Source organism: Lactococcus petauri (assembly GCF_023499275.1).
Lineage (GTDB): Bacteria > Bacillota > Bacilli > Lactobacillales > Streptococcaceae > Lactococcus > Lactococcus petauri.
In genome coordinates, this window is record NZ_CP094882.1 from 1270670 (window position 1) to 1294377 (window position 23708).

Annotated in this window: 24 protein-coding genes; 7 read left to right on the top strand and 17 right to left on the bottom strand. The window is 37.0% G+C overall.

Annotated features, from left to right (window positions below; all coding sequences use genetic code 11):
• Positions 1 to 14 precede the first annotated feature (14 nt).
• Positions 15 to 650, top strand: coding sequence for a DUF421 domain-containing protein (locus lgb_RS06210; protein ID WP_019293584.1), 636 nt, complete (start codon positions 15 to 17; stop codon positions 648 to 650).
• Between the two features lie 189 nt (positions 651 to 839).
• Here the strand turns inward: lgb_RS06210 and lgb_RS06215 are convergent, their stop codons facing one another.
• The 3 genes from lgb_RS06215 to lgb_RS06225 form a co-directional block, all read right to left on the bottom strand.
• Positions 840 to 1565 (bottom strand): class I SAM-dependent methyltransferase, encoded by a 726-nt coding sequence (locus tag lgb_RS06215; protein ID WP_019293585.1) that lies wholly within the window; start codon positions 1563 to 1565, stop codon positions 840 to 842.
• Positions 1566 to 1718: 153 nt separating this feature from the next.
• A complete protein-coding gene (locus lgb_RS06220; protein WP_014024978.1) occupies positions 1719 to 1961 on the bottom strand; it encodes a GlsB/YeaQ/YmgE family stress response membrane protein in 243 nt (80 codons plus the stop codon).
• Between the two features lie 143 nt (positions 1962 to 2104).
• The gene (locus lgb_RS06225; protein ID WP_019293586.1) at positions 2105 to 3043 is read right to left on the bottom strand and encodes a N(5)-(carboxyethyl)ornithine synthase; all 939 of its coding nucleotides are present in this window, start codon (positions 3041 to 3043) and stop codon (positions 2105 to 2107) included.
• 277 nt (positions 3044 to 3320) lie between these two features.
• Between lgb_RS06225 and lgb_RS06230 the strand changes: the two genes are divergently transcribed.
• The 5 genes from lgb_RS06230 to lgb_RS06250 all read left to right on the top strand — a co-directional run bounded on the left by lgb_RS06230 (position 3321) and on the right by lgb_RS06250 (position 5993).
• Positions 3321 to 3560 (top strand): GlsB/YeaQ/YmgE family stress response membrane protein, encoded by a 240-nt coding sequence (locus tag lgb_RS06230; protein WP_004256350.1) that lies wholly within the window; start codon positions 3321 to 3323, stop codon positions 3558 to 3560.
• Between the two features lie 33 nt (positions 3561 to 3593).
• Positions 3594 to 4154, top strand: coding sequence for an alkaline shock response membrane anchor protein AmaP (amaP, locus tag lgb_RS06235; RefSeq protein ID WP_019293587.1), 561 nt, complete (start codon positions 3594 to 3596; stop codon positions 4152 to 4154).
• Positions 4155 to 4163: 9 nt separating this feature from the next.
• A complete protein-coding gene (locus lgb_RS06240) occupies positions 4164 to 4352 on the top strand; it encodes a DUF2273 domain-containing protein (protein WP_014024981.1) in 189 nt (62 codons plus the stop codon).
• A gap of 21 nt (positions 4353 to 4373) precedes the next feature.
• Positions 4374 to 4931, top strand: a complete 558-nt coding sequence (locus tag lgb_RS06245; RefSeq protein WP_019293588.1) for an Asp23/Gls24 family envelope stress response protein — start codon at positions 4374 to 4376, stop codon at positions 4929 to 4931.
• 114 nt (positions 4932 to 5045) lie between these two features.
• Positions 5046 to 5993: a magnesium transporter CorA family protein gene (locus tag lgb_RS06250; protein WP_019293589.1), complete on the top strand. Its 948-nt coding sequence runs from the start codon at positions 5046 to 5048 to the stop codon at positions 5991 to 5993.
• A 52-nt stretch (positions 5994 to 6045) separates the two neighbouring features.
• Here lgb_RS06250 and lgb_RS06255 read toward each other — a convergent pair whose 3' ends face one another.
• The 9 genes from lgb_RS06255 to lgb_RS06295 all read right to left on the bottom strand — a co-directional run bounded on the left by lgb_RS06255 (position 6046) and on the right by lgb_RS06295 (position 14255).
• Positions 6046 to 7548: a flavocytochrome c gene (locus lgb_RS06255; RefSeq protein WP_019293590.1), complete on the bottom strand. Its 1503-nt coding sequence runs from the start codon at positions 7546 to 7548 to the stop codon at positions 6046 to 6048.
• A gap of 175 nt (positions 7549 to 7723) precedes the next feature.
• Entirely contained in the window at positions 7724 to 9028 is a 1305-nt protein-coding gene (locus lgb_RS06260; protein ID WP_019293591.1) for a hemolysin family protein, read from the bottom strand.
• A 143-nt stretch (positions 9029 to 9171) separates the two neighbouring features.
• A complete protein-coding gene (locus tag lgb_RS06265) occupies positions 9172 to 9729 on the bottom strand; it encodes a PadR family transcriptional regulator (RefSeq protein WP_019293592.1) in 558 nt (185 codons plus the stop codon).
• 137 nt (positions 9730 to 9866) lie between these two features.
• The gene (locus tag lgb_RS06270) at positions 9867 to 10400 is read right to left on the bottom strand and encodes a phenolic acid decarboxylase (RefSeq protein ID WP_019293593.1); all 534 of its coding nucleotides are present in this window, start codon (positions 10398 to 10400) and stop codon (positions 9867 to 9869) included.
• A gap of 118 nt (positions 10401 to 10518) precedes the next feature.
• Positions 10519 to 10917 carry a Spx/MgsR family RNA polymerase-binding regulatory protein gene (locus tag lgb_RS06275; protein WP_019292392.1) on the bottom strand — a complete coding sequence of 133 codons (399 nt, stop codon included), beginning with the start codon at positions 10915 to 10917 and terminating at the stop codon, positions 10519 to 10521.
• A gap of 197 nt (positions 10918 to 11114) precedes the next feature.
• A complete protein-coding gene (locus lgb_RS06280) occupies positions 11115 to 11354 on the bottom strand; it encodes a KH domain-containing protein (protein WP_004256341.1) in 240 nt (79 codons plus the stop codon).
• A 76-nt stretch (positions 11355 to 11430) separates the two neighbouring features.
• Positions 11431 to 11703 carry a 30S ribosomal protein S16 gene (rpsP, locus tag lgb_RS06285; RefSeq protein WP_004256337.1) on the bottom strand — a complete coding sequence of 91 codons (273 nt, stop codon included), beginning with the start codon at positions 11701 to 11703 and terminating at the stop codon, positions 11431 to 11433.
• A gap of 158 nt (positions 11704 to 11861) precedes the next feature.
• Positions 11862 to 13103, bottom strand: a complete 1242-nt coding sequence (locus tag lgb_RS06290; protein ID WP_029345761.1) for a hydroxymethylglutaryl-CoA reductase, degradative — start codon at positions 13101 to 13103, stop codon at positions 11862 to 11864.
• A gap of 9 nt (positions 13104 to 13112) precedes the next feature.
• A complete protein-coding gene (locus lgb_RS06295; protein WP_029343395.1) occupies positions 13113 to 14255 on the bottom strand; it encodes a thiolase family protein in 1143 nt (380 codons plus the stop codon).
• A gap of 122 nt (positions 14256 to 14377) precedes the next feature.
• Between lgb_RS06295 and lgb_RS06300 the strand changes: the two genes are divergently transcribed.
• Positions 14378 to 15529, top strand: coding sequence for a hydroxymethylglutaryl-CoA synthase (locus lgb_RS06300; protein ID WP_019292395.1), 1152 nt, complete (start codon positions 14378 to 14380; stop codon positions 15527 to 15529).
• 35 nt (positions 15530 to 15564) lie between these two features.
• Here the strand turns inward: lgb_RS06300 and lgb_RS06305 are convergent, their stop codons facing one another.
• The 5 genes from lgb_RS06305 to lgb_RS06325 form a co-directional block, all read right to left on the bottom strand.
• Positions 15565 to 16359, bottom strand: coding sequence for an SDR family NAD(P)-dependent oxidoreductase (locus lgb_RS06305; RefSeq protein ID WP_249663179.1), 795 nt, complete (start codon positions 16357 to 16359; stop codon positions 15565 to 15567).
• 124 nt (positions 16360 to 16483) lie between these two features.
• Positions 16484 to 17197, bottom strand: a complete 714-nt coding sequence (locus tag lgb_RS06310) for a GntR family transcriptional regulator (protein WP_064305319.1) — start codon at positions 17195 to 17197, stop codon at positions 16484 to 16486.
• Between the two features lie 100 nt (positions 17198 to 17297).
• The gene (locus lgb_RS06315) at positions 17298 to 18152 is read right to left on the bottom strand and encodes a DUF7916 family protein (RefSeq protein WP_019293829.1); all 855 of its coding nucleotides are present in this window, start codon (positions 18150 to 18152) and stop codon (positions 17298 to 17300) included.
• Between the two features lie 13 nt (positions 18153 to 18165).
• Entirely contained in the window at positions 18166 to 19215 is a 1050-nt protein-coding gene (locus lgb_RS06320; protein ID WP_019293830.1) for an oxidoreductase, read from the bottom strand.
• A 151-nt stretch (positions 19216 to 19366) separates the two neighbouring features.
• Positions 19367 to 23626, bottom strand: a complete 4260-nt coding sequence (locus lgb_RS06325) for a 2-hydroxyacyl-CoA dehydratase (RefSeq protein ID WP_019293831.1) — start codon at positions 23624 to 23626, stop codon at positions 19367 to 19369.
• Between the last annotated feature and the right edge of the window lie 82 nt (positions 23627 to 23708).

Sequence of the window (23708 nt, forward strand, 5' to 3'; positions counted from 1 at the left end):
AAGAAAGGTTAGCTATGCAATTATACAGTCCAATAATAATCAAATTTGCCCTCGGAATTGTTTGTTTAATTATCCAAATTAACATCATGGGAAAAGGTAATCTTGCACCCTCATCAGCAATGGATCAAGTTCAAAATTATGTCCTAGGTGGGATAATTGGAGGTGTCATTTATAATGATTCTATAACCGTCTTGCAATTTGTCCTTGTCTTAATCATCTGGACTCTTCTTGTACTTCTCCTAAAATTTGCTAAAGAACATAATCGTTATATTAAAGTCATCGTAGACGGAAAGCCACTTACTTTAATTCAAGATGGAAAAATAAAAGTTACGGAGTGTTTGAAAAATGGGATTTCTGCAAATGAACTTATGTTTAAGCTACGCTCTAATGGAATTTATGAAGTTCAAAATGTAAAGCGCGCAATTTTAGAGCAAAATGGTCAATTAACAATTATCGAATTTGGAGGAGAAAACATTAAATACCCGATTATTGTAGACGGACAAGCCAACTATGATGTTTTAGACATTATAAATAAAAACGAAGAGTGGCTTGAAACTAAAATCGTTGAAAACGGCTTTAATAAAATTACTGAAGTCTATCTAGGAGAATATATTTCGGGCGAATTAAAACTCTACGGCTATCATGATTAAACTCCACTCATATTAAAAAAGGATAATGAATAAATTTATTTATTTTTCTTTTCCAGTAATGTAAAACAAAAGCTCAAGAAAATAATAATTTTCTTGGGCTTTTACTTATACTTTTTTTGAATCGCGTTTAGTTTTTCTTTCGACTTAGGCATAAATCATGAATATAGTGCAAGGCATTATGCTTTATCGTCAATATTTGTCACATGGAATGTAAATCAGTTCGTAAACAACTTTGTGGTAATTTTTGCATGATTCTTGCACTCCAAAATGCTCGTTTATACGGCGTTCCAACTCCCGTTCACTGCATTCATCCTCAAAATACGCGTGGAAAAAGGCTTTTGAAATCATTTCTGTTTTTTCAAAAGTAAATTGTTGCACAAAAAATTCTTTCTTCTCTTTTTGAAGAAAGTTTTTGTAGTCTGCCATCCATTTTAACTCTGGGTTCACTTCTTGATCATAAGGAGAAAATAAGCTGTCCTCATCCTTAACCAATCGGAAGATAAGGCACCACTTTTGACTGAGTTGACACAATTTTTTTATCTTTTCAGGATGGTTCAAAGCAGGATTCATTGCGGAAAAAACAACTTGAAATTTTTTATTTGTTTTAATCATCGCCTCTTGGCTAATCCTAAGGAAATCGATATGCTCTGATTTTCTTTTCTCTCTTGCCAGTTCTAACATCTTTGGTGAAATATCCGCTAAAGTATATTTCTTAACTTGGTCCTGAAATACGGACAAGTAACGCCCGCTTCCTCCTGCAATATCTAAAAGTGTTTGACAAGGTAGAATTTTCTCTTGTACAAGGAACTTTCCTAACTCTTGAGCAATCGGGAAAGGCGATTCCTGTTGTATTTCTTCATATTCTTCAGCAAAACCATCCCAAAAATAGACGAGCTCTTGTTCTTCTTCAGTCAATTTCCTTTTTCCTCCTGATATGCATTTCTTGCTTATACAAGTTGTTCTTGATTTTCTTGTTAATTCTAAAACATTTTAGAATTATTGTACTATATCTCCCTGTATAACCATAGAAAAAAACCACCCAAAGAGTGATTTTTTATAAGAATTGTATTAATCTTTTGTTTTACCCAAGAAGAATGATACAACGGCTACCACAATAACGGCACCGATGATTGAGGGAATCAAAGCCATACCGGCCAATGAAGGCCCCCAGCTTCCGAGGAGGGCTTGACCCACAGCAGAACCAACTAAACCGGCTAAGATGTTAGCAATCCATCCCATAGATTTACCTTTACTTGTGATTGCTCCTGCTATCACCCCAATAATTGCACCAACAATAAGTGACCAAATCATAAAAATACCTCTTTCCTTTAAAATAATATTATAATTTCATAACAATTTCATTCTAACAAAATCATAATATTCAAGCAAACAACTTGTTTATTATTTTTAGGTAAGCTTAAGCTAGAGGTTAAATTGTTATATCATGTCACTAATTATTTACTCTGTTTCAGTGCTTCTTTAAAGATTTCAACATTTTCTTTAAAAATGTATTTACTCAATTGTTTACTTAGCATTGGACTAACATTACGATAAGCCATAGATGGTGTATTAGGGACACAATAGTAATAAATGCCTTTTTCTTTATAGATTGAGTCCTTCATTGTTGTGAAATGGTTCCCTTCAATAGTATTCCCCGCATCAGCTGCCGTATCTATGATGAAACTTCCTCTCTTCAGTTGTTTTTGATCCTCTAAGGATAAAATGGGGGCATTACCCGCTCCAACTTCGATACCATTGATGATAATATCGTAAGCGCAAAAAGTTTCCTTAAAAACCGGAAGTGTCCGTCGGTAGAACATTTTTACATTTGAAGAAAATTTTGAAACTGCATGAAAGGCGCCTTGTGAGACATTTCCTGAGCCAAGAACTGCTATTCTAGTGCTTTCATCTGGTAAAATGCCAAACTTCAGCAGAGCATCTAAAGTACCAGCATAACCAGCAAAAAAACTATTACGTTCCATAATACCTGATGGTATCTGTGTTTCGATGACTTTATCCTTATAATAAATAGCAGGGAAATTATTATCTAAATCAACAACAATAAGCTCTTTAGGAATGGCTTGTTCTTTCATAAAAGACTTACCAGAGCCATAAGGATGGGTCCAACCGATGATGATTTGGCCCTTTTTAATATAGTCATAGTCACTTGGCTGGATAAGTTTCAATGAAAAAATCGCTTCAGACTGTTTGAAGACTTCTTCTCTTGAAAGGATTTTACACCCTGCTTTTTCATATTCAACATCTTCAATATCTAAAAACTCTCCAAATCCAGTTTCAATCAGCAATTGATTATCAAAATCTGTAATGTCTTGTGGTAATAGTGGAACGCGACGTTCTCCTGGGAAATTTGCCTTAATAAAACCTAAAATCATAATTTTCTCCTTCTTTCTATTTTTTGAGATACAAATTGTATTATTTACCAATTTTGTATCCCCTTTCATTATTCTATCACTTTTATTTTTTAAATCCTATCAATATCTTTCTGAATTTTCGGAATATTACTCCATAAGTCAGATATATGTGCAATCTAAGCTCTTATTTTTTTGGAATAATGAAAAAATAATAAACCAATCATTTGAATCCGCTTTCCAGATGTGTTAGTTTAAGAATAGAAATGTATGTCAGCACATACTAGAAAAGAGGTATTTTATGATTTGGTCACTTATTGTCGGAGCCATCATTGGCTTAATTGCAGGAGTCATCACTAAAGGAGGCTCCATGGGCTGGATTGCCAACATCTTAGCCGGTTTAGTCGGTTCTGCTGTGGGTCAAGCCCTCCTCGGAAGCTGGGGGCCTTCATTGGCCGGTATGGCTTTGATTCCCTCAATCATCGGTGCCGTTATTGTGGTGGCCGTTGTATCCTTTGTTTTATCAAAAATGAGTCATTAATTTTTTCGTTAAAGCATCTAGAAAGGAGGCCTTGTGTCATCTGGAAAGAAATTTATTCTCATCGTATTTGATCTCCTCCTACTTTCTCTTGTAGTTCCTTCAGCTTGGGATTACTACAATTTAGTGGAGTATGGCGATATGACAAGTGCTTCAAGTCAAGTCGTCTATATCGGTGAATACGTACCTGTCTATCTATTCTGGGGAAATGCTATCTTGGCTGTTATTTTAATAATTGCCTTACTCATCATCGCATTTTATCCTCGTACCTATATTGATATTGAACTACCTACTCATGGTGGAAAACTCACTTTAAAACGTTCAGCTATTGAAGGACTTGTCCGTGAGAAAGTTCTCGAAAATGACTTTCTCAAATCTCCGCGCATTAATGTGACACTCTATAAAAAGAAAATAGACATTGATGTGAAGGGGGAAATCATTCCTCGGGTCGAAATTGCTGAAAAATCACGATTGCTCGAACAAGAGATTATTGATAGCTTAAAACTTTTCTTTGGTGTAGATCAACCTGTAAAAATAAAAGTTGAAGTAAATGCATTAAATAAAGAAACAAACAATAAACGCTCTCGCGTTGTATAGGAGGTGTCAATGGATTATCTGGAAAGATATCGATATCCAATTATTGGTGGCATTATCGGTGGTATAGCTGCCATTGCCATCTTCACTATTGGTTTTTGGAAAATGGTTCTACTGTTGATATTAATTGGCTTTGGTGTAATAGCAGGCTTATTTCTACAAAAGACTGGAATCATTGAACACTTAAAAAATCGGAAATAACTTAAAAATAAGGAGAATTAAATGGTACAAGAAAACATGAAACCCTTTGGAACAATGGCCGAAACTGAGCATACTGCTTCTAAGAATCACGAAAATACTCAGGATATCAAAGGAGAATTAACTTACGAAGACAAAGTAGTCCAAAAAATTGTAGGATTAGCTTTAGAAACCGTGGATGGCTTACTGGCTGTTGAAGGTGGCTTCTTCTCTAACTTAACTGGAAAACTTGTAAATACGGATGACGTAACTTCTGGAGTTGATGTTGAAGTGGGCAAAACACAAGTTGCAGTAGATTTGAAAGTTATCACAGAATACCGTAAAAATGTTCCAGAAATTTATAACCGCATCAAGGATGTTATCCGTAATGAAGTTGCAAACATGACGGACCTAGATGTTGTAGAAGTTAATGTAACAGTTACAGACATTAAGACAAAAGAACAACAAAAAGATGACGAAGTAACTGTCCAAGATCGTGTGGTTGACGCAGCGCAAACGACAGGAAAATTTACCTCAAAACAAGTCGATAAAGTAAAAGATAAAGTTGACGACATGACGCCTGAAAATGGGAGAGTAGAGTAAGTATTTCCGCTTCTTTCTTAAAATCTAACTTCTAAGTTGGCCTCTATGATAGGGGCCTTTTGGCTATCATATCTTGTTTTACTTTTGGAAGTGACTCTTTTTGGAGGAAAGTCAATGTTTAAATATAAAATCCTTAAAGCTTTAGAAGTTGCTGCTTCTAAAATAGCTCCCCTTGAAAGTGAAGAGGATAATACCTTATTTTACTTTTATCAACCTGACCGTCAATTTTTCAAACATCTAAATAATCAATATCAACAGGATCTCTCTTCTTTGTTTTATGATAAAAAAGAGGCTAACTATTTCTTTAATAAGGGAGAGAATGGAAATGGATATATCACTTTACTTCTTCTCTATCCAAGAGAGAGGGAGGAAGCTGAATTTGAGCATATGGTTGACTCTCTACTTATTTTAAAGCGTGAACATTCAGTAATAATCATTACTGAAGATAAAGAAGACTTCGTCTTAGAATTCCTTAAAGACTGCCAGAAGGAATTAAAAACCGAAGAAATTTTGGTTGGCTTGATTAATGCAGCTCTTGCTAAAATGACCGCAGATGCGCAAAAAATTAGGGATGAAATTATAAAACTAGAGACCTCGATTAATGATAATGGTCCTACACGCTCACTCTTCAGTCAATTACTTCAACTCAAAAAATATTTAATCAGTTTATCCCTAACCTATGATAGTGATGACAAAATAATAGAATTTTTTAAGCGTGAAAAAAATACTATGAGTTTAGACGAAAATGGACATAGCGGCATTATAAAACTTGAGGAAAATTTAGACAGTTTAAAAAAGCTTACTCAAGCCTATAATAAATATCTTGCTAGCTTAGATACAATGGTCAACAATCTAAGTTCCTTCCGTCTCAATACCATAATGAAAACTCTCACCGAAATTTCTATCGTTTTGACTATACCAACCATGATTTATGGCTTTTGGGGCATAAATCTTAAACTTCCCTTTGAAGAATTCTCCTTTGGTTTCCTATTGGTTTTGGCGATTTCGCTCGCCCTTAGTGGTGGTGTCTGGTATTGGTTGAGAAAAATAAAACTTTTATAAAAAGAAAAACATCCAACTTTAGGATGTTTTTTATTTCAAGTGAAAATATTTATTAAGCTTTTGCATATTTTGCAGATTCTTGGCCAGCTTGACGGCCAAAGATAATGATATCAGCGACTGCATTTCCTCCGATACGATTACCACCGTGCAAACCACCTGTAACTTCACCAGCGGCATATAAACCTTTTATTGGTTGACCATCTTCTTTTAGAACTTGTGTTTGTGTATTAATTTTGACACCAGCCATAGTGTGATGAATTCCTGGTGCAACTTTAATAGCATAAACCTTTCCAGAAATATCATTGGTCATCCCTGTTGTACGTCCAAATTCTGAATCCTTTTTATCGGCCACTGCTTTGTTCCATTTAGTCACTGTTGCATTAAGTTCTTCTGGTTTTATATCAAGTTTTTTCGCAAGTTCCTCAACATTATCTGCCTCAACAACCATATTTTTAGAAATATATTGATCTACAGCTTTAACTTTATCCTTTGTTCCTTCACCAAAAATGGCATAGGCATATTTGCCATCTTGTTTGAGCTCCGCTGCGGAAACTTTATCACGTGTATCCATTTCATTAAAGAAACGATTACCTTCTTTGTTTACGAGAATAGCTCCCTCACCACGAATTGACTCAGATACAAGATATCCTGTTTTTTGGAAAACAGTAGGGTGAATTTGAATTTTATCCATATCAACCAAAGCACCTCCAAGAGCGGAAATCATTTCAATCCCATCCCCAGTAGAACCAGCTGCATTAGTTGTGACATAGTCTTTCAAGTCAGGACGATATTTAGCAATCATTTTCTGATTGGCCCCAAATCCACCTGTTGTTACAACGACAGCTTTTGAGTCAACTTGTTTTGTTTCACCTTCGATTTTAACTTCGACACCTGAGACTTTTCCGTCTTTTTCATTTATTTTTGTCACATCACTATTAACAAAAACTGGAATATCACGTTTAGATATATTTTCTTCTAATCCTTTAACAAGATAAGCTCCGACAGCTGAACCATCATGTGGACGGTGTGTTCTAGAAACACTCATCCCACCTGTAGTCGTTAAATTATCAAGGACTATATCATTCTGTGCTAACCAATCTACTGCTGCTGCAGAATGATCGACAAAGTAACGAAGGAGTTCTTTATCATTTGTTCCTCCACCACCTTTAAGTGTTTCTTCATAAAATTTATCATTTGAGTCTGTAACACCTTGTGCTTTTTCGACAGATGTTTCCGAAGCGTTCAATCCAGCAGATGCTTTGGAAGTGTTTCCGCCAGCCATCGGCATTTTCTCAAGAATAACAGGATTCATTCCCGCATCCTTCGCCTCGATAGCTGCTGTCATCCCTGCACCACCAGAACCAACGATGATGACATCATAGCTTTTTTTCAAGCTTGACGGTTCTGCATAAGTCATAGTTTTGCTGGCGCCTGTTTTAGCATCAGTCTTTTCTGATGAACTAGAAGACGTACTTTTATTTTGAGCATTTCCTCCACATGCCGTCAATGAAAGGCCAACAATGGCAAGCAATCCTAATTTTGTCCAAATTTTCATAATCTCTCCTTGTGTTTGTATTCACATGAACAAATAGAATTCTACCATGTCCTATCTGGTTTGTCAAGTTTATATTAAAAAGTGTACAAAATATAAGAAATGTCTTTTTAAAATATTTATCAAAAAAAGTTCACATTTTTATGTGAACTTTTGACTATCTACAAATCATCAAAATCTAGATGATTTTTTCTACTTTAGTTATCTCTAACTCACTTGGAGTCACTCTGTCCATTTCAAGAATCCTTATCTGTAAATTATTCAAAACTTTAATACTCCCTACGTCAAATTCTTCTCTATTTTCCAGATAAGCATTAATAATATAACCACTGATAGTATTGCTTGCCGAAGGATTATCGAAATCAGTATCAAACTTATCTTCAATTTCAGATAAAGGAGTTTTCCCTTTGACATGATAAATTCCTGGTTCAACTTCGACAATATTTTCTTCTTCATGATCTTGCTCGTCTTGAATATCACCCACAAGTTCTTCCAGAATATCTTCAATCGTTACTAAACCGCTGGTTCCACCATATTCATCAGACAAAATTGCGAAATGTTTGTGTTCACTTTGCATTTGTGAAAGCAAGATTTTGACTGGGATAGTATCGATAAAGACAATGGGTTCCTGAGCAATCGTACGCACTTTTTGCATTGGCGACACAAGATACTCCTTAATAAGAGCTTGGAGAGTCACATATCCTAAGATATTGTCCTTAGATTTGCCAATGACTGGGAAACGCGTGTGTCCTTTTTCAATTGCAAACTCTAGCGCTTCTTTAATTGTTTTATCTGAAGCAATTGTTTCCATATCGAGACGAGGGACCATAATTTCTTTGGCTAATAAATCATCAAATTCAAAAACTTTGTTGAGATACTCGTATTCTTTTTCGTTAATTTCACCTTTAGCAAAGCTTTGGTTGGCTATCAAAAGGAGTTCTTCTTCCGAATGTGTTTCTTCTCCTTCTGATGCCAGGCTAAGATTAAAGAGTTTCCCAATAGAGCTTGCGGAAACATTCAACAGCCAGACAAAGGGATATGTAAGCTTGTAAAAATAGTGCAAAGGTCTTACGACTGCTAAAACAACAGCTTCTGTCTTCGAAATACTGAGTGATTTCGGAATCAATTCACCAATCACGACGTGAACAAAAGTAATCAGCAAGAAAGCTAAAACAATTGAAAAGCTTTCTGCAATCGTATTAGGCAGTGGAAAATAATGAATCAAAGGCGCAAGTAAGGCGTGAATTGTGCTTTCTCCGACCCAACCAATAGCCAAAGAAGTCAATGTAATCCCTAGCTGACAGGCGCTCAAGTATGAATCCAAATGCTCCACAACAACAATAGCTAATTTTGCTTGTTTGTTGCCCTCAGCTGCCAGTGTTTCTAAACGACTTTTACGTATTTTCACCAAAGAAAACTCAGATGCAACAAAGAAAGCTGTAAAAGCAATCATTAATACTATTATTATAAGATTTACCGTCAATAGATTATCCCCTTTATTTTTTAATCATTCTTAAAAATTCTCTCTTCTCTATTATAGCAAAAACTTTACCGGTCCTCATTGCGACACTGCTTGTTTAATAAAAAAGCACTAGAATTCTAGATGCTTTTTATTATACGCTCGTATTATCTCTGACTCTCAGACTTAACTTGACTACTTTTCACTTTTTGTAGCCAATCAAGTCGAAAGTTTTCTCTTTGGATGGCAAAATCTAAAACTAAAAAATGTCCATCTTTTTCTTTAGGATCATCTCCTCCAAAGATATGTGCTTGACGTTGCAGAAGATAATTCAGTTTTTTCTTATGTACTTCTATTTCTTCATTAATTAAGTCAATAATTCGGACATCGTCGTCATTCTTCAAAAAGTACAACCTTAACATAAATTCGTCCTTTTGAACAGCATAGAGTTCAGCAGGCGCTTGAATCCATTGGTCAAACATTTCACGCCCCTTATCTGTGATGTAGTACTTTTTTTTCTTTAATTTGGCACCAACAATTTCGACATCAAAATCGACTGCTTCAGCCTCAAAAAGTTTTCTTAAGGTCGGATAAATTTGTCCCGTATTTGCTTGCCAAAATTCGCCCACTTCGCTTTCGAAATTTTTCTTTAAATCATATCCTGTTAATGGTTCATGCTTCAACAAACCCAAAATAATATAAGACAATTTATCTTCACTGGCCATTTTATTTCTCCCTTATTCCATAATAACCCAATTTTTGAAAATTGTAAATGTAAACTCTATTATAACGGAATAATATTGAAATAAACACTCTCAGGCTATAAATGAAAAAAAGATGAATGAACTCATCTTTCTATTTCTTATTTGTTTACTTTTTGGTAGTTTTCATCAAAATACTTACCTTCACGAATATCATTTGGCAAACCTTCATATGGTGCTTGGGCAATGACATCTTCGTTGTCTGTTCCAGCATTAGCAATATACGTGATTGTAGCAAATTCTGGGACTAGGTATTTTGGATAAGTTTCGTATTTTTCACGTGATTCATGCATCACATCAATAAAGTCATTTTGGAAACATACCGTAATTTCTGGATGTTCGTGTACCCATTTTGGGAAGAAAATCATACCGTGCATTTTTTCTTCATTTGGCATGAAGTCTAAAGCAACATCTGTTCCTGTTGGTTCGGTCCAAGCAACTTTATAAATACCTTCTGTAAGCATCACGATGTCAACTTCTTGTTCTTTTACCCAACGACCAGCAACCATTCCGCCATGAATACGGTAATCGATTGTTTTCTCATTTTTAATATAAATTTCGTATTCCCAACCATTGTCATAGGTATAAATCATATGTGAGCCGATAAAGTCTTTTAATGTAGAGTATTTTTTCATTTTTAGTCCTTCTTTCTATATATGTAAATTAAACATGTTTTATTTACATATATAGATTACTCCTTTATTTAAAAATTGTCAAATAAAAAAATGCCGATTTTTAAATCAGCATTTTTATTTATAATTTTCTTTTTTTAGCAAAGTCTTCAATCATAACTTTCCGTACTTCTCGAGGCAAAAATTTTCGGATATCTTCTTCGTGGTAGCCGACTTGCAAATGGCTATTGTCTATGATTAATGGCTGACGAAGTAGTAGGGGGTTATCAACGATTGCTTGAATCAGTTCTTGAATCGTTAAAGAATAAAAATCATCTTTTAAATTTTGGATGGCTTTTCCTCTACGTGTAATAATATCATCAGACCCTTCTTCCGTTAAAGAAAAGATTGCAAGAACTTCTTCTTTTGTAAGTGTATCTTTGGTGAGATTGATTTCTTGGAACTCTAAGTGATGATCCATAAGCCATTTTCTTACCTTTTGTGATGATGAGTTGGCCGCCGCCGTATATAGCTTAATCATAGTTTATCCCTCTTATTCCCATTTTCAGAACCTTTTAGCGATTTTTCAAAGTCGTATCTTTAATATACTATTCTTTTCTTATTTGTGAGTTAACTGTTCCTTAAACCAAATTTAAAATTGTCTAGTTTTTTGCCACAAATCCAAGATATTAAATAAAAAAGCACAGATTTATGACCTGCGCTCTTTTATTTAATATCTTATTGATCCACCAAAAGGCGAACTTTTTTACCCTCAACGGGCACAAAGTAAACGACTGTACGAATTGCTTGAATGATACGTCCTTGACGGCCAATGATACGACCAATATCAGCTTCCGCTACTTCCAAATGGTACTCCATAAATTCTTCACCTTCGATAATTTCCAATGAAACAGCATCGGGTTCTGTGACCAAAGGTTTTACAATTGTCATTACAAGTTCTTTCACATCTTTTTGCATTTCTTACCTCTACTCTGACTAAAATCGTCCAAATTATTGTGAAATTGACAAAAAGCGGCTTAAGCCGCTTTTAATATTATTTGCTGAATTTTTGTTCGTGAAATTTTTTCATAACGCCAGCTTTTGAAAGGATGTTACGAACTGTATCAGATGGTTGTGCACCATTGTTAAGCCATTCCATAACGCGTTCTTCTTTCAAAGTTACTTGGTTTTCAGCTACAAGTGGGTTGTAAGTTCCAACTGTTTCGATGAAACGACCATCACGTGGTGAACGTGAATCAGCAACGTTGATACGGTAGTAAGGTTTTTTCTTTGAACCCATGCGAGTTAAACGAATTTTTACAGACATGTTATATTTCCTATTTCTATTTTTTATTACTTAACTATTATAGCATAAAATTTTTCCCTGTCAAGAAAAAAACTTGACAGCATTTTTATTACCATTCTTTCTGCTTTAGCAGATTAGAATGGCAATACGTAGGGAGCAAAGCGAGTTGTGAGCCTTGATTATTTGTTGTTCTGACGAATCTCTAGCAAAAGTTTTTCAGCTATCGCTTGATTCATTACTTTTTCTCGGCGAAGTTTTTCACTCAAAATAGTGATTTCTTCGTCTTTCGCGCCAACTGTCATTGCTAAGGCCCGAACTTGTAAACTCATATGTCCTTGCTGTATTCCCTCAGAAACTAGAGCACGCAAAGCAGCCAAATTTTGTGCCAAACCAACTGCAGCCATGACCTGTGCTAATTCTTTGGCTTCTGTAATTTCTAAGAGTTCTAAAGCAGCTTGAGCTTTTGGCAAAACTTTCACTGCCCCGCCAACCGTCGCCACCGGTAATGGTAGCTCAAGACTTCCCAAAAGTAAGCCATCCTTGACATCCCATTTCGCTAGACCTTGGTAGCTTCCTTCCTTGCTTGCATAAGCATGAATTCCAGAAGCCACAGCACGCGTGTCATTTCCTGTGGCAAGGACAACAGCGTTGATGCCATTCATAATGCCTTTATTATGTGTGGCAGCACGATAAGGATCAATTTTAGAAAAACGTGAAGCCGCCTGAATTTTTTCCGCAACTTCTTGCCCATTATTACCTTTACTCAGTCGTTCAACGGGAATTTCACAACTAACTTTAACCAAAGATTCCGTAGCATAATTGCTCAAGATACTGAATAATATTTTTTGCTCTGGAAACCATGTGCGAAAAAGATTAGCAACGCCTTCCAAAATGGCATTAACAATATTCGCTCCCATTGCGTCCTTCACGTCCACTTTAAAATCAACGGATACAAAGCCTTCTGCTCCGAAAGCTCTACTGCTCACCTGTCGTAAACCACCACCACGTTTAATAATGGAAGGATAAGCTTCTTTGGCAGCACGAAAAATACCTGCTTGATTTTCTTCGATAGTCTGCATTAAGTGGTCTGCCTGATCAACATCATAAAAAACAATCTGCCCTCGCATTAATCGTTCCGAAAGCACCGTTTGAAAATTTCCAGCTATTTTTGCGCCATTACTTGCAGCTGCAATCACGGAAGGTTCTTCGGTTACCATTGGAACAAGGAATTTTTTGCCATTAATGACAAAGTTTTGCGCCAAGCCCATGGGTAGCTCGAATTCACTGATTTGGTTTTCGATGAGATTATCTGCTAAAGCCGCATCAAGTACTGTTTCTTCTAGAATTTGTCGTGTTTCTGACTTTAAGTCAAGAAAATCCAGACGCTCTGCTGGACTCATTTGGTAAAATTTTTTCTTCATATTCATTGCTTACACTAAATTAGGGTTTTCCAAGAGGACAGCCAAACCGAGACCGCCACCAATACAAAGGCTAGCAATACCATAGCGCTTATTTTCGCGTTGAAGTGCATAAGCTAAAGTAGTCAAGACACGTGCTCCTGATGAACCAATAGCATGCCCTAAAGCAATAGCTCCACCATAAATATTCACTTTTTCTTCTGGAATATTGAGTTCTTGATTTACAGCAACACTGGAAGCCGCAAAAGCTTCATTGATTTCGAATAAGTCGATATCTTCAATATCCAAATCTGTACGATCAAGCAATTGGCGAATGGCTTTAATCGGGGAAACACCCATAATTTCAGGATCAATTCCAACTTCTTCACTAGCTAATAATTTTGCCAAGACTGGAAGCTCTTTGGCTTCGGCATAATCATCGTTTGCTAAAATCAAAGCAGATGCACCATCATTTACTGGCGATGAGTTACCTGCCGTTACACTTCCGTTTTCACTGAAGGCCGTACGTAGTGAAGAAAGCTTTTCTAATGACGAGTTTGCACGAATTGTCTCATCTTCTGCTAAATCTGAAAATGGTACAATTTCTTTTTCAAATGCACCCGCTGTACGTGCAGCTAGAGCCTTTTCTTGCGAACGTTGAGCAAAGCGATCTTGTTCTTCACGACTAATTTCAAATTGCTCGGCGATTGTTTCACCGATCAAACCCATAGACTCGCCATTAAAGGCATCTACCAAGCCCTCAGACATCATTGTAAGAACTTCTTCGCCAGATTTACGGTGACGAATGATTGGGGATTGAGACATGGATTCTGTTCCCCCAGCAATCACGACATCCGCTTCCTCAAGTTGTAAAAGTTGTTTAGCGAGAATCACTGCCTTCATACCTGAACCACAGACTTCATTAATCGTTGAAGCTGGAACATGGTGAGATAAACCACTATTGATTGAGATCTGACGTGCAATATTTTGCCCTGTACCAGCCTGTAGTACATTGCCAAAAATCACTTGTTTGACGTCATCTTTAATATCTTCATGGCGCTCAAGTAGATTTTTAACTACATGAACACCCAGTTCTGCAGCTGTCTTATCTGACAGAGCACCATCATATTTTCCGACAGGCGTACGAAGCGCATCGATAATTACTATTTCTTTCATAAGCCAAGTATAGCACATTTCTGCCCCAAATAGTCAAAAGTTTTTTCCAATTTTTAATCTTTTATGTTAAAATTGGAGCTTAAACATACAAATTAATAAAGCATATAAACTGGAGGATATATATGAATATTGGTATTGACAAACTTGCCTTTTTTGTTCCTGAAACTTATGTAGATATGACTGATTTAGCACTGGCGCGTAACATTGATCCTGCTAAATTTCATATCGGTATTGGACAAGACCAAATGGCAGTCAATCCGATCAGCCAAGATCTCATCACCTTTGCGACCAACGCAGCTGCTGAAATTCTGACTGAAGAAGATAAGCAAGCAATTGACATGGTCATTGTTGGGACCGAGTCTTCTGTTGATGAGTCAAAAGCCTCTGCTGTTGTTGTTCATGGTTTACTTGATATTCAACCTTTTGCGCGTTCTATTGAACTTAAAGAAGCCTGTTATGCAACAACTGCGGGCTTGCAAATGGCTAAAGACCATGTTTATCGTCACCCAGAGCGTAAAGTTCTCGTTATCGCAACTGATATTGCCAAATATGGCTTGAACACAGGTGGCGAACCCACACAAGGCGCTGGTGCTGTAGCCATGTTAATTGCAGCTAACCCTAATATCTTAGCACTCAATGATGACTCTGTCAGCTTGACACAAGATATTTATGACTTCTGGCGTCCTTTTGGTGATACTTATCCAACTGTTGATGGTCAGTTTTCAAATGCTACTTATATCGAGGCTTTTGCTAAAGTTTGGCAAGAGTATGCACGTCGTACTGGCCTTAGTTTCTCTGATTTTGCTGCCTTAGCTTTCCATACTCCTTATACTAAGATGGGAAAAAAAGCACTTCTTCCTCAACTTGAAAATGAAAGTTCTGAAGTTCAAGAACATCTTCTGGCGCAGTATGAGAAAGGAATTGTCTATAATCGTCGTGTAGGAAATCTTTATACAGGTTCGCTTTATCTCAGTTTGATTTCCTTGCTAGAAAATGCTGAAAATTTAAAAGCAGATGATAAGATTGGGCTCTTCAGCTATGGTTCTGGAACAGTTGCCGAATTTTTCTCTGGTCAATTAGTTGATGGCTTTGAGAAACATCTCCGTAAATCAGAGCACCAAGCTCTTTTAGACAATCGTAAAAAACTTTCTATTCCAGAATATGAAGAAATGTTCTCAGAAAGTCTGGATGCACATGTTGATCAAAAATTCTCTGATCCTATGCCCTATAGCCTTGCTGAATTAAAAAATTCAACACGACTTTATCGTAAATAAAAAACATTGGTTACGGCCAATGTTTTTTTGTTTATTTAAAAAATTGTCGGAACAAGCCCGCCATCCATACGAAGAGCTTCACCAGAAAAAGCACCTGCAAGAGCACTAGCGACATAAGCGACAAAATTACCAATTTCTTCAGGATGAATCAAACGTTGAATCGTTGATGTTGGACGATTGTTCAACATGAAGGCGCGACTTCTCTCTTCAACAGACTCTATATCTGGATAAAGTGAAGCCAATAAATTCTCAACACCTTCAGTTAATGTTGATCCTGGCATTACTGTATTTATTGTTACCGTAGTACCTACTGTTTCACGGCTTAAGGATTTCGCTAAAGACAGATTCATCGTTTTGGTCATAGAATAATGCGGCATTTCTGGACTTGGCATAATTGCTGCTTCTGATGCGATAAAAATGACACGCCCATTAGCATTTTTTGTCTTCATTTTAGGAAGATAAAATTGAGCTAAAGCAATCCCTGATATTGAATTAACCTCAAAGTAACGGCGCCATTCATCTAATTCGATGTCTTCAAACTTTGCATCGTTAAATATTGCCATATTATTGACTAAAATATCAACTTCTGGAAAAGCTTGAAAAAGAGCTTGTCGTTCATTTTCTATTGATAAATCATAGGCTGCTGGATAAAAAGTTTGGTTTGGATATTTTTTATTAAGTTCTTCAATTACTTTATCCACAACATCCGAAGTTCTGCCATTAATAATAACATCGGTACCTTCGGCCGCAAGACTTTCAGCAACCGCACGTCCAATACCTTTGGTTGATCCGGTAACTAAAGCAAGTTTATTTGTTAATTTTAAATCCATTTATTTGGTCCTTTCGTCATTAGCTTCACTTCTGTACTCTAATCATTATATAGCAGATTATCCTACTTGTATAGTACCTACTTTTGAGTAACTTAGGAACCTAAAAGTAAGTTTTGCCCTGTGTTTAGTTGTTAAAGATCACTGTCTCAAAGTTAAATGACTCAGGTAAATGACGGGCTATCGAATATTCAAAAATACGTCCATCATCAAGGTTAGCAACTTGCTCGACTTGCATCAGAAAATCCGTATCTGTAAGATGCATAGTCTGTTTTTCTAATGCGTTGGGACGTACACCTTTAACATTAAGAAATGAACTCTGAATAACAAGACCAAGTTCTTCCAAGATATATTTATAAATGGAACCCGTTAGATGGGAATATTTCAATTGTGGAATAATGGAAATGGGCATATAAGTGTACTCAATAATCGTTGGCACCTTTTTGACATACCTTACCCGTTCAATACGATATATGAAATCCCCTACATCTATGGATAATTTATGAGCAATATCCGCATTTGGATGCTCGACTTCAAAAGTTAAAACTTTAGATTCCATTTGTCCTAAATGACGCTTGGAAGAGCCCTCTACAGCATAGAGATGCGCTTTTTTGCCTTTGGTCCAATCTTTTACTATCGTTCCATAACCTCTTCGCCGGATCAAAAAACCCTCTGACACAAGAATATCCAATGCTTTTTTCACGGTCATTAAACTTGCATCATACTCTTGTACTAAGGCGTTACCATCTGCAATCCTGGAGTTGATAGGATAGTGACCAGACAAAATTTTTTCCTTAACATCTTCATAAATTACTAAATATTTTGGCTGTTTCTTTTTCATATACCGACCTCATAAACTGACATTCTCATTATTATTACACAATATCGTAGGAAAATAAAGTAAAAATCATAAGTTACTATCACTTATGATTTTTACTTTATTAGCGATTGGCTGAGCGCGCCATTCTCACATAAGTGTGACGTTTTCCTCGAATACTCATTGAAGCATGAAAAATATTTTCGGGAGCTGGCATTCCAGCTACGCCTGCATCTCCCAGCTCAAAGACATCTGCACCTGCACGTTTGGCCGCCAAAGCTAAACTTTGAATCGTACTTTTATCTGCACCTTCTTGCGAAGTTCCAACCACACAGTCCACCAATGTACCTGTTTTTCTAGTCGCAAAGGCTAATCGTGCGATTTGTTCTTCTGTGGTACCTGGTACAGCCCCCGGAGCAGGTAAGTCAAGCATATCAATTCCAGCATCAATATAGGCTTTTAAGTTTTCCCAAACCAAATCTGAGCCATGTGAGACAACGGGATTCAGCATTAAAAAGCCATTATAGAAACGACGTACCAGCTTAATATCCTCTACGATACGCTCTGGGCTTGCTTCAGGCGTAACATATGCTGTTAATGATAAGAAATTTATTCCTTTGCGAAGAACTTCCTTTATCGATGCTTCTGTCACTCTCTTATATTCAGGTCCGGTATCTTTGATAATTAAATTGACACCAACAGCGGTTCCTGTTAACTTCCGTAACTCTGAGAGGTCATTAACCTCCCCTAATCCAGGAATGACCATCTTTTGCACATCAATATCTTTCAAAAGTAATAAATCTGCACCAAAAGCTGCCGCCATTTCACCATTTGTAACCTCTGGATAGAGTGGTGCATTTTCTGCAGCTAGATCCACGAGTATTGTGCGTCCTTCTGCTTTTAAAATAGCTTCTTTGAATTCTTTTGATGTACTCTCTCGTGTAAAATCAGAAGCTTCATATCCTAAAATTCTTTTCATAGTGCTATATCTCCTAGTCCAACATGCTTAAACGGTAAACCGAAGGTGAAACTTGGTTAAAGCCATTTTCCAAAATCTCAATATTGGTGATAACTTCTTCATCTTTCACTAATTTTTCAACACCATTAATAATAGTATCATAGGCAGCGTCATAATAGCGACCATAATCGCCAACAGGTGTTTTTATTTGCTTTTCAATCCAGTCGCTATTTGCATTTTGATATTTAACAAGACCATAATTCATCGGACTATCTTCCCCAAATTCTGATACTTCAGGCATAATTCCAGCTTTCAAATCATTTTCTTGTTGATCCTCACCGTACTTAATAAAGGATCCTTTTGTTCCATGAACAATAAATCTTGGATAATCTTGTGCCACCAGATGATTTGTTTTTACTTTAACTTTTAATTGGTTTCCATAGTGCAAATCAACGTCAAAATAATTATCTACTGCTTCTGCAACTTCATTGTTTCTAATATCATAAGTTACTGCTTCAGGACGCCCAAAAAGTGCCACGAGTCTATCAATAGAGTGAATACCTAAACCATAAAACGCACCTGCTTCTTTTGGACCTTCTTCTGTTATTGATCCTGGACGATAATAATCAATGTGCGCTTCCACTTCAAGAATGTCTCCAAGTAAACCACGCTCAATAACCTGCTTTACTGCCAAATAATCCCCATCAAAACGTCTATTTTGGTAAGGGGCCACCATAACACCTTTTTCTTTCCCTAAGGCGAGCAACTCTTTGGCATGTTCCAATGTGTCAACAAAAGGTTTTTCTACGATTACTGATTTTCCAGCCTCAATTACTTTCTTAGCCAGCTCATAATGCGTGTGGGCTGGTGTACAAATTGTGATAAGTTGTATGTCATCATCCTTCAGCATTTCTTCTAAATCAGTTGTGAAATGCACGCCCTTTTCCAAATATGGTGCTGCAAGTTCTTCATTAATGTGTAAATCAAAAATTGTTTTAACCTTGATGTTTTCACGCAGAATAACATAAGGAAGGTGATAGCGATTTGCTGATTTCCCAAAACCGATAAATCCCATTGTAAGCATAAGATTCTCCTTAAATATATATGTTACTTTATAAAAGACTATACTTTTATATAAATTGAATTATACTTTTAAAAAATAGAATTGTCAAGAATATAAATTCCCAACTAAAATTAAGTAAATAAAAAAGCATTTATAAAAATGCTTTTTTATTTTAAACTGTTACTTCTTCCTTCATTGCTTTTTTAGCTGTTGCCATCATCAAACGAATACGATTGAGCTGGTTGACCGCAGAAACACCTGGATCATAATCAATTGGGCTAATGTTTGCACCCGGATATTGCCGACGTAACTCTTTCAGCATTCCTTTACCGACAATATGGTTGGGAAGGCAGCCAAATGGTTGGAGACAGACGATGTTTTGAACGCCTTTTTGCAACAGCTCAATCATTTCTCCTGTCAAGAACCAGCCTTCGCCTGTGTGATTACCTACTGAAACGATTCCTTCTGTATTGGCCGCTATTTCATAAATAGACTCAATACCGTCAAAACGGTCAGAAGCACGTAAAGCTTTATCCATCGGTTTTTCCAACATATTAATAATAGATAGTAGTGTTTTTGCCATCAATTTATTTTTCTTAGCAAAACCAATCTCATCTGTTTTCCAAATTTGGTTGTATAAAGAATAGTTCATAAAGCCAATCAAATCGAGAACTACTGCTTCAGCGCCTTCTTCTTCGATAATGCTCACAATGTCATTATTGGCAGTTTTGCTGTATTTAACCAGAATTTCACCGACAACACCCACACGAGGTTTTTGAATATCAAGGAGTTCGATATTATCAAAGTCCTTGATTATCTGTTTCATGTTCTTGTTGAATTCAAAAATAGAAGCAGATTTAACATTATGTTGTGCTTTTTCTAACCATTTCGCATGAAGTGCATTGACTGAACCTTTTTCAGCTTCATAAGGCCGCGTCCGATAAACCACGCGCTCAAACAAATCTCCATAAAGCACAGCAATCATAAAACGAGTCAAAAGTGGCACAGTAAACTTAAAGCCTTTTTCTGTCCCTTGGTTGCCCATGGATAAGCTTACCACTGGAACTTGGGGGAAACCTGCATCGACAAGTGCCTTACGAAGTAAAGGAATATAGTTTGTTGCGCGACATCCACCACCTGTTTGGGTCATCATGACGGATGTATTGTTTACATCGTATTCGCCAGATTGGAGAGCTTCGATGAGTTGACCAATCGTTATGATTGCAGGGTAGCAAGAATCATTATTCACAAATTTTAGTCCGTTGTTCACCGAGCTTTGGGTTTCTGGCAAAACAACTACATTGTAACCTGAAGCTGCAAAAGCGTTCTCAAGCAAGCCTTCTTGGTGAATTGGCGACAACATTGGCATGAGAAGCGTGTGTTTTTTAGCCATTTCTTTTGTAAAAACCGGATGTGTTTCAACAATTTCTTTGATTTGAATATTTTCTTCAACACCATGTCGACTACGTTCTGAAACTGCTGCCTTGAGAGAACGTAAACGAATACGCACTGCTCCCATATTTGAGCCTTCATCAATCTTAAGGACTGTATAGAGTTTATTATGGTTGCGCATAATTTCTTCGACTTGGTCTGTTGTCACTGCATCCAAACCACAACCAAATGAATTCAATTGTACTAATTCCAAATTTTTATTTTTACACACTACTTGCGCTGCAGCATAAAGGCGTGAGTGGTAAACCCATTGATTAACAACGCGCAGCCCAGCAACTTCTTCAAGATGTGCAATGCTGTCCTCTGTAAGGACGTGGAAACCTTCTTGCGTAATAATGTCAGCAATGCCATGATTAATCTCTGGATCCAAATGATAAGGACGACCTGAGAGAACTATAGCTTTTTCCTTGTTAAGGTTAATCTGCATGAGCAACTCTTCTGCCTTATCCCGAATGTCTTGCTTGAAGTTCTCCATCTCTTCAAAACCGTGGAAAACTGCAGCCTTCACTTCAGATAAATCCACTTTGAAACCCTGCCCAAGCAAAGCTTTATGGACATTGACAGCTACACCTTCCTGATCAGCTAGATTAATAAATGGATGAAGGTATTTAACTTTACCTTCTCGAATTTCATCAATATTGTTACGAATCACTTCGGGATAAGACTGAACAATCGGACAGTTATAATTATTTTCTGCTTGAGCCTGTTCTTTTTGTTCATAAAGCACTGAAGGATAAAAGATAGCCGGAACATCCTTTTGAATCAAGGACATAATGTGTCCATGTGATAGCTTGGCAGGATAACAAACTGTATCAGAAGGAATTGTTTCAATTCCTTTTTCAAAAAGTTCTTTATCAGACTTAGGGGATAATACTACTCGGAAACCTAGATCCGTTAACATGGTATGCCAGAGCGGATAATTTTCATACATATTTAGGACACGCGGAATCCCTATTTCTCCACGGGTCTGTTTTTTCTTGGTTAAGCTCCGGTATTTGAAAAGTTTCTTGTATTTATAGTCGACAAGATTAACCTTTTTATCACGTTTGTCAACTTTTACTTGTGTTGCTTTCTCTGCGCCTCGCTCACAGCGGTTTCCTGTAACAAACTTACTGCCGTCATTAAAGACGGTCAACGTCATTTTACACTGATTTTCGCAAAGGCCACAAACCATAAATTCTTTTTGTGTGCTGAATGCTTCCAAATCGTGCAAGTTCAGAATTCTTGATTTTTGCCCATACTCCTCCTTTTCTAGCGAAATTAAAGCACAGCCATAAGCGCCCATAAGTCCTGCTATAGAGGGACGGACAACTTCACGTTCGGAGATTTTTTCGAAAGCACGAAGTACAGCTTCATTATAGAAAGTCCCACCTTGAACGACAATCTTTGTTCCTAATTCTTCAGGACGTTTAACTTTAATTACTTTATAGAGGGCATTTTTGATGACAGAGTAACTTAAACCAGCAGAGATATCTCCTACAGTCGCACCTTCTTTTTGGACTTGTTTCACTTTCGAATTCATAAAGACTGTGCAACGTGAGCCCAGATTGACAGGATGTTTTGCTAATAGTGCAATTTCAGCAAAGTCACGCACATCGTATTTCAAAGAATGAGCGAAAGTTTCAATGAAAGAACCACAACCAGAAGAACAAGCTTCGTTTAAAGATATTGAACTTAAAGCACCATCGGTGATCCGCATGGCTTTCATGTCTTGGCCACCAATATCTAAAATAAAGTCTACACCGGGATTAAAATAATCCGCTGCCTTATAGTGCGCCATCGTTTCAACTTCCCCGTAATCGACTCGGAGTGCAGCTTTAATCAGGTGTTCACCATAGCCGGTCACAGTAGATTTGGCAATATAAACATCTTTTGGCAGTAAACGATAGACTTCTTTTAAGACGTCAATGACTGACTCTAAAGGTTCACCATTATTTGAACCATAATGATCAAAAAGAATATGTCCCTCACCATCAATGAGCACAATTTTTGTTGTGGTTGATCCAGCATCAATCCCTAAAAAAGTTGCTCCTTGATGTTCAGAGAGCTTTTTATAGCTTGCTTTTGCCTTAGCATGTCGTGCTCGAAAATCTGCTAACTCTTGTTCATTTTCAAAAAGACGATCCAACGTATCCTGCGGAATCAAGCTGTCGCTATTGTCACTTTCTAGATTATCAATTAAAGTACGAATCGTACTTGTTCTTGTTTCCTCAGCCAGAGCAGCACCCATTGCCACAAAAAGTTGAGGATTTTCCGGAAAAATAACATCCTCTTCTGCAATGTCCAAAGTTTCAATAAAACGTTTGCGCAATTCGCTCATAAAATAGAGCGGTCCACCGAGAAAAGCGATCTTTCCCGTAATCTTACGACCGGAAGCTAACCCAGCAATCGTTTGATTCACCACGGCTTGGAAGATTGAAGCAGCTATATCTTCTTTGCGTACTCCTTCATTGAGAAGGGGCTGAACATCTGTTTTGGCAAAAACTCCACAACGGCTAGCAATGGGGTATATTTTCTCATAGTCTTTAGCTAATGTATTGACACCCGCAGCATCTACTTTGAGTAAAGCCGCCATCTGGTCAATAAAAGCTCCTGTCCCACCAGCACAAGTCCCATTCATACGTAGCTCTTGGGTACCTGCGTCAAAAAAGGTCATCTTGGCATCTTCACCACCAAGTTCAATCATGACATCTGTTTCAGGAATAAATTTCTCGATAGTAATCGAGCTTGCGATAACTTCTTGGATAAAAGGGACATCAATTACATCTGCAAGTCCCATTCCCCCAGAGCCTGTGATTGCTAAGGTAAGTGAACACTCGCCTCTCTCTTCCAACAATTCTTTTAATACTTTTATCGTTGCCGTTTTTACATCTGAAAAATGACGTTCATATCGGCTAAAAAGGAGCTGATATTCCTCATCAAAAACAACGAGTTTTACTGTAGTAGAGCCGACATCAATCCCAGCCTTATAACTTTTCATAGTATTTTTTCCTTCTCTATTTGACAGGCTGTTGCTTATCTTATTCATTGTCTATTTTATCATTTATTCCTCATTTTTCAAC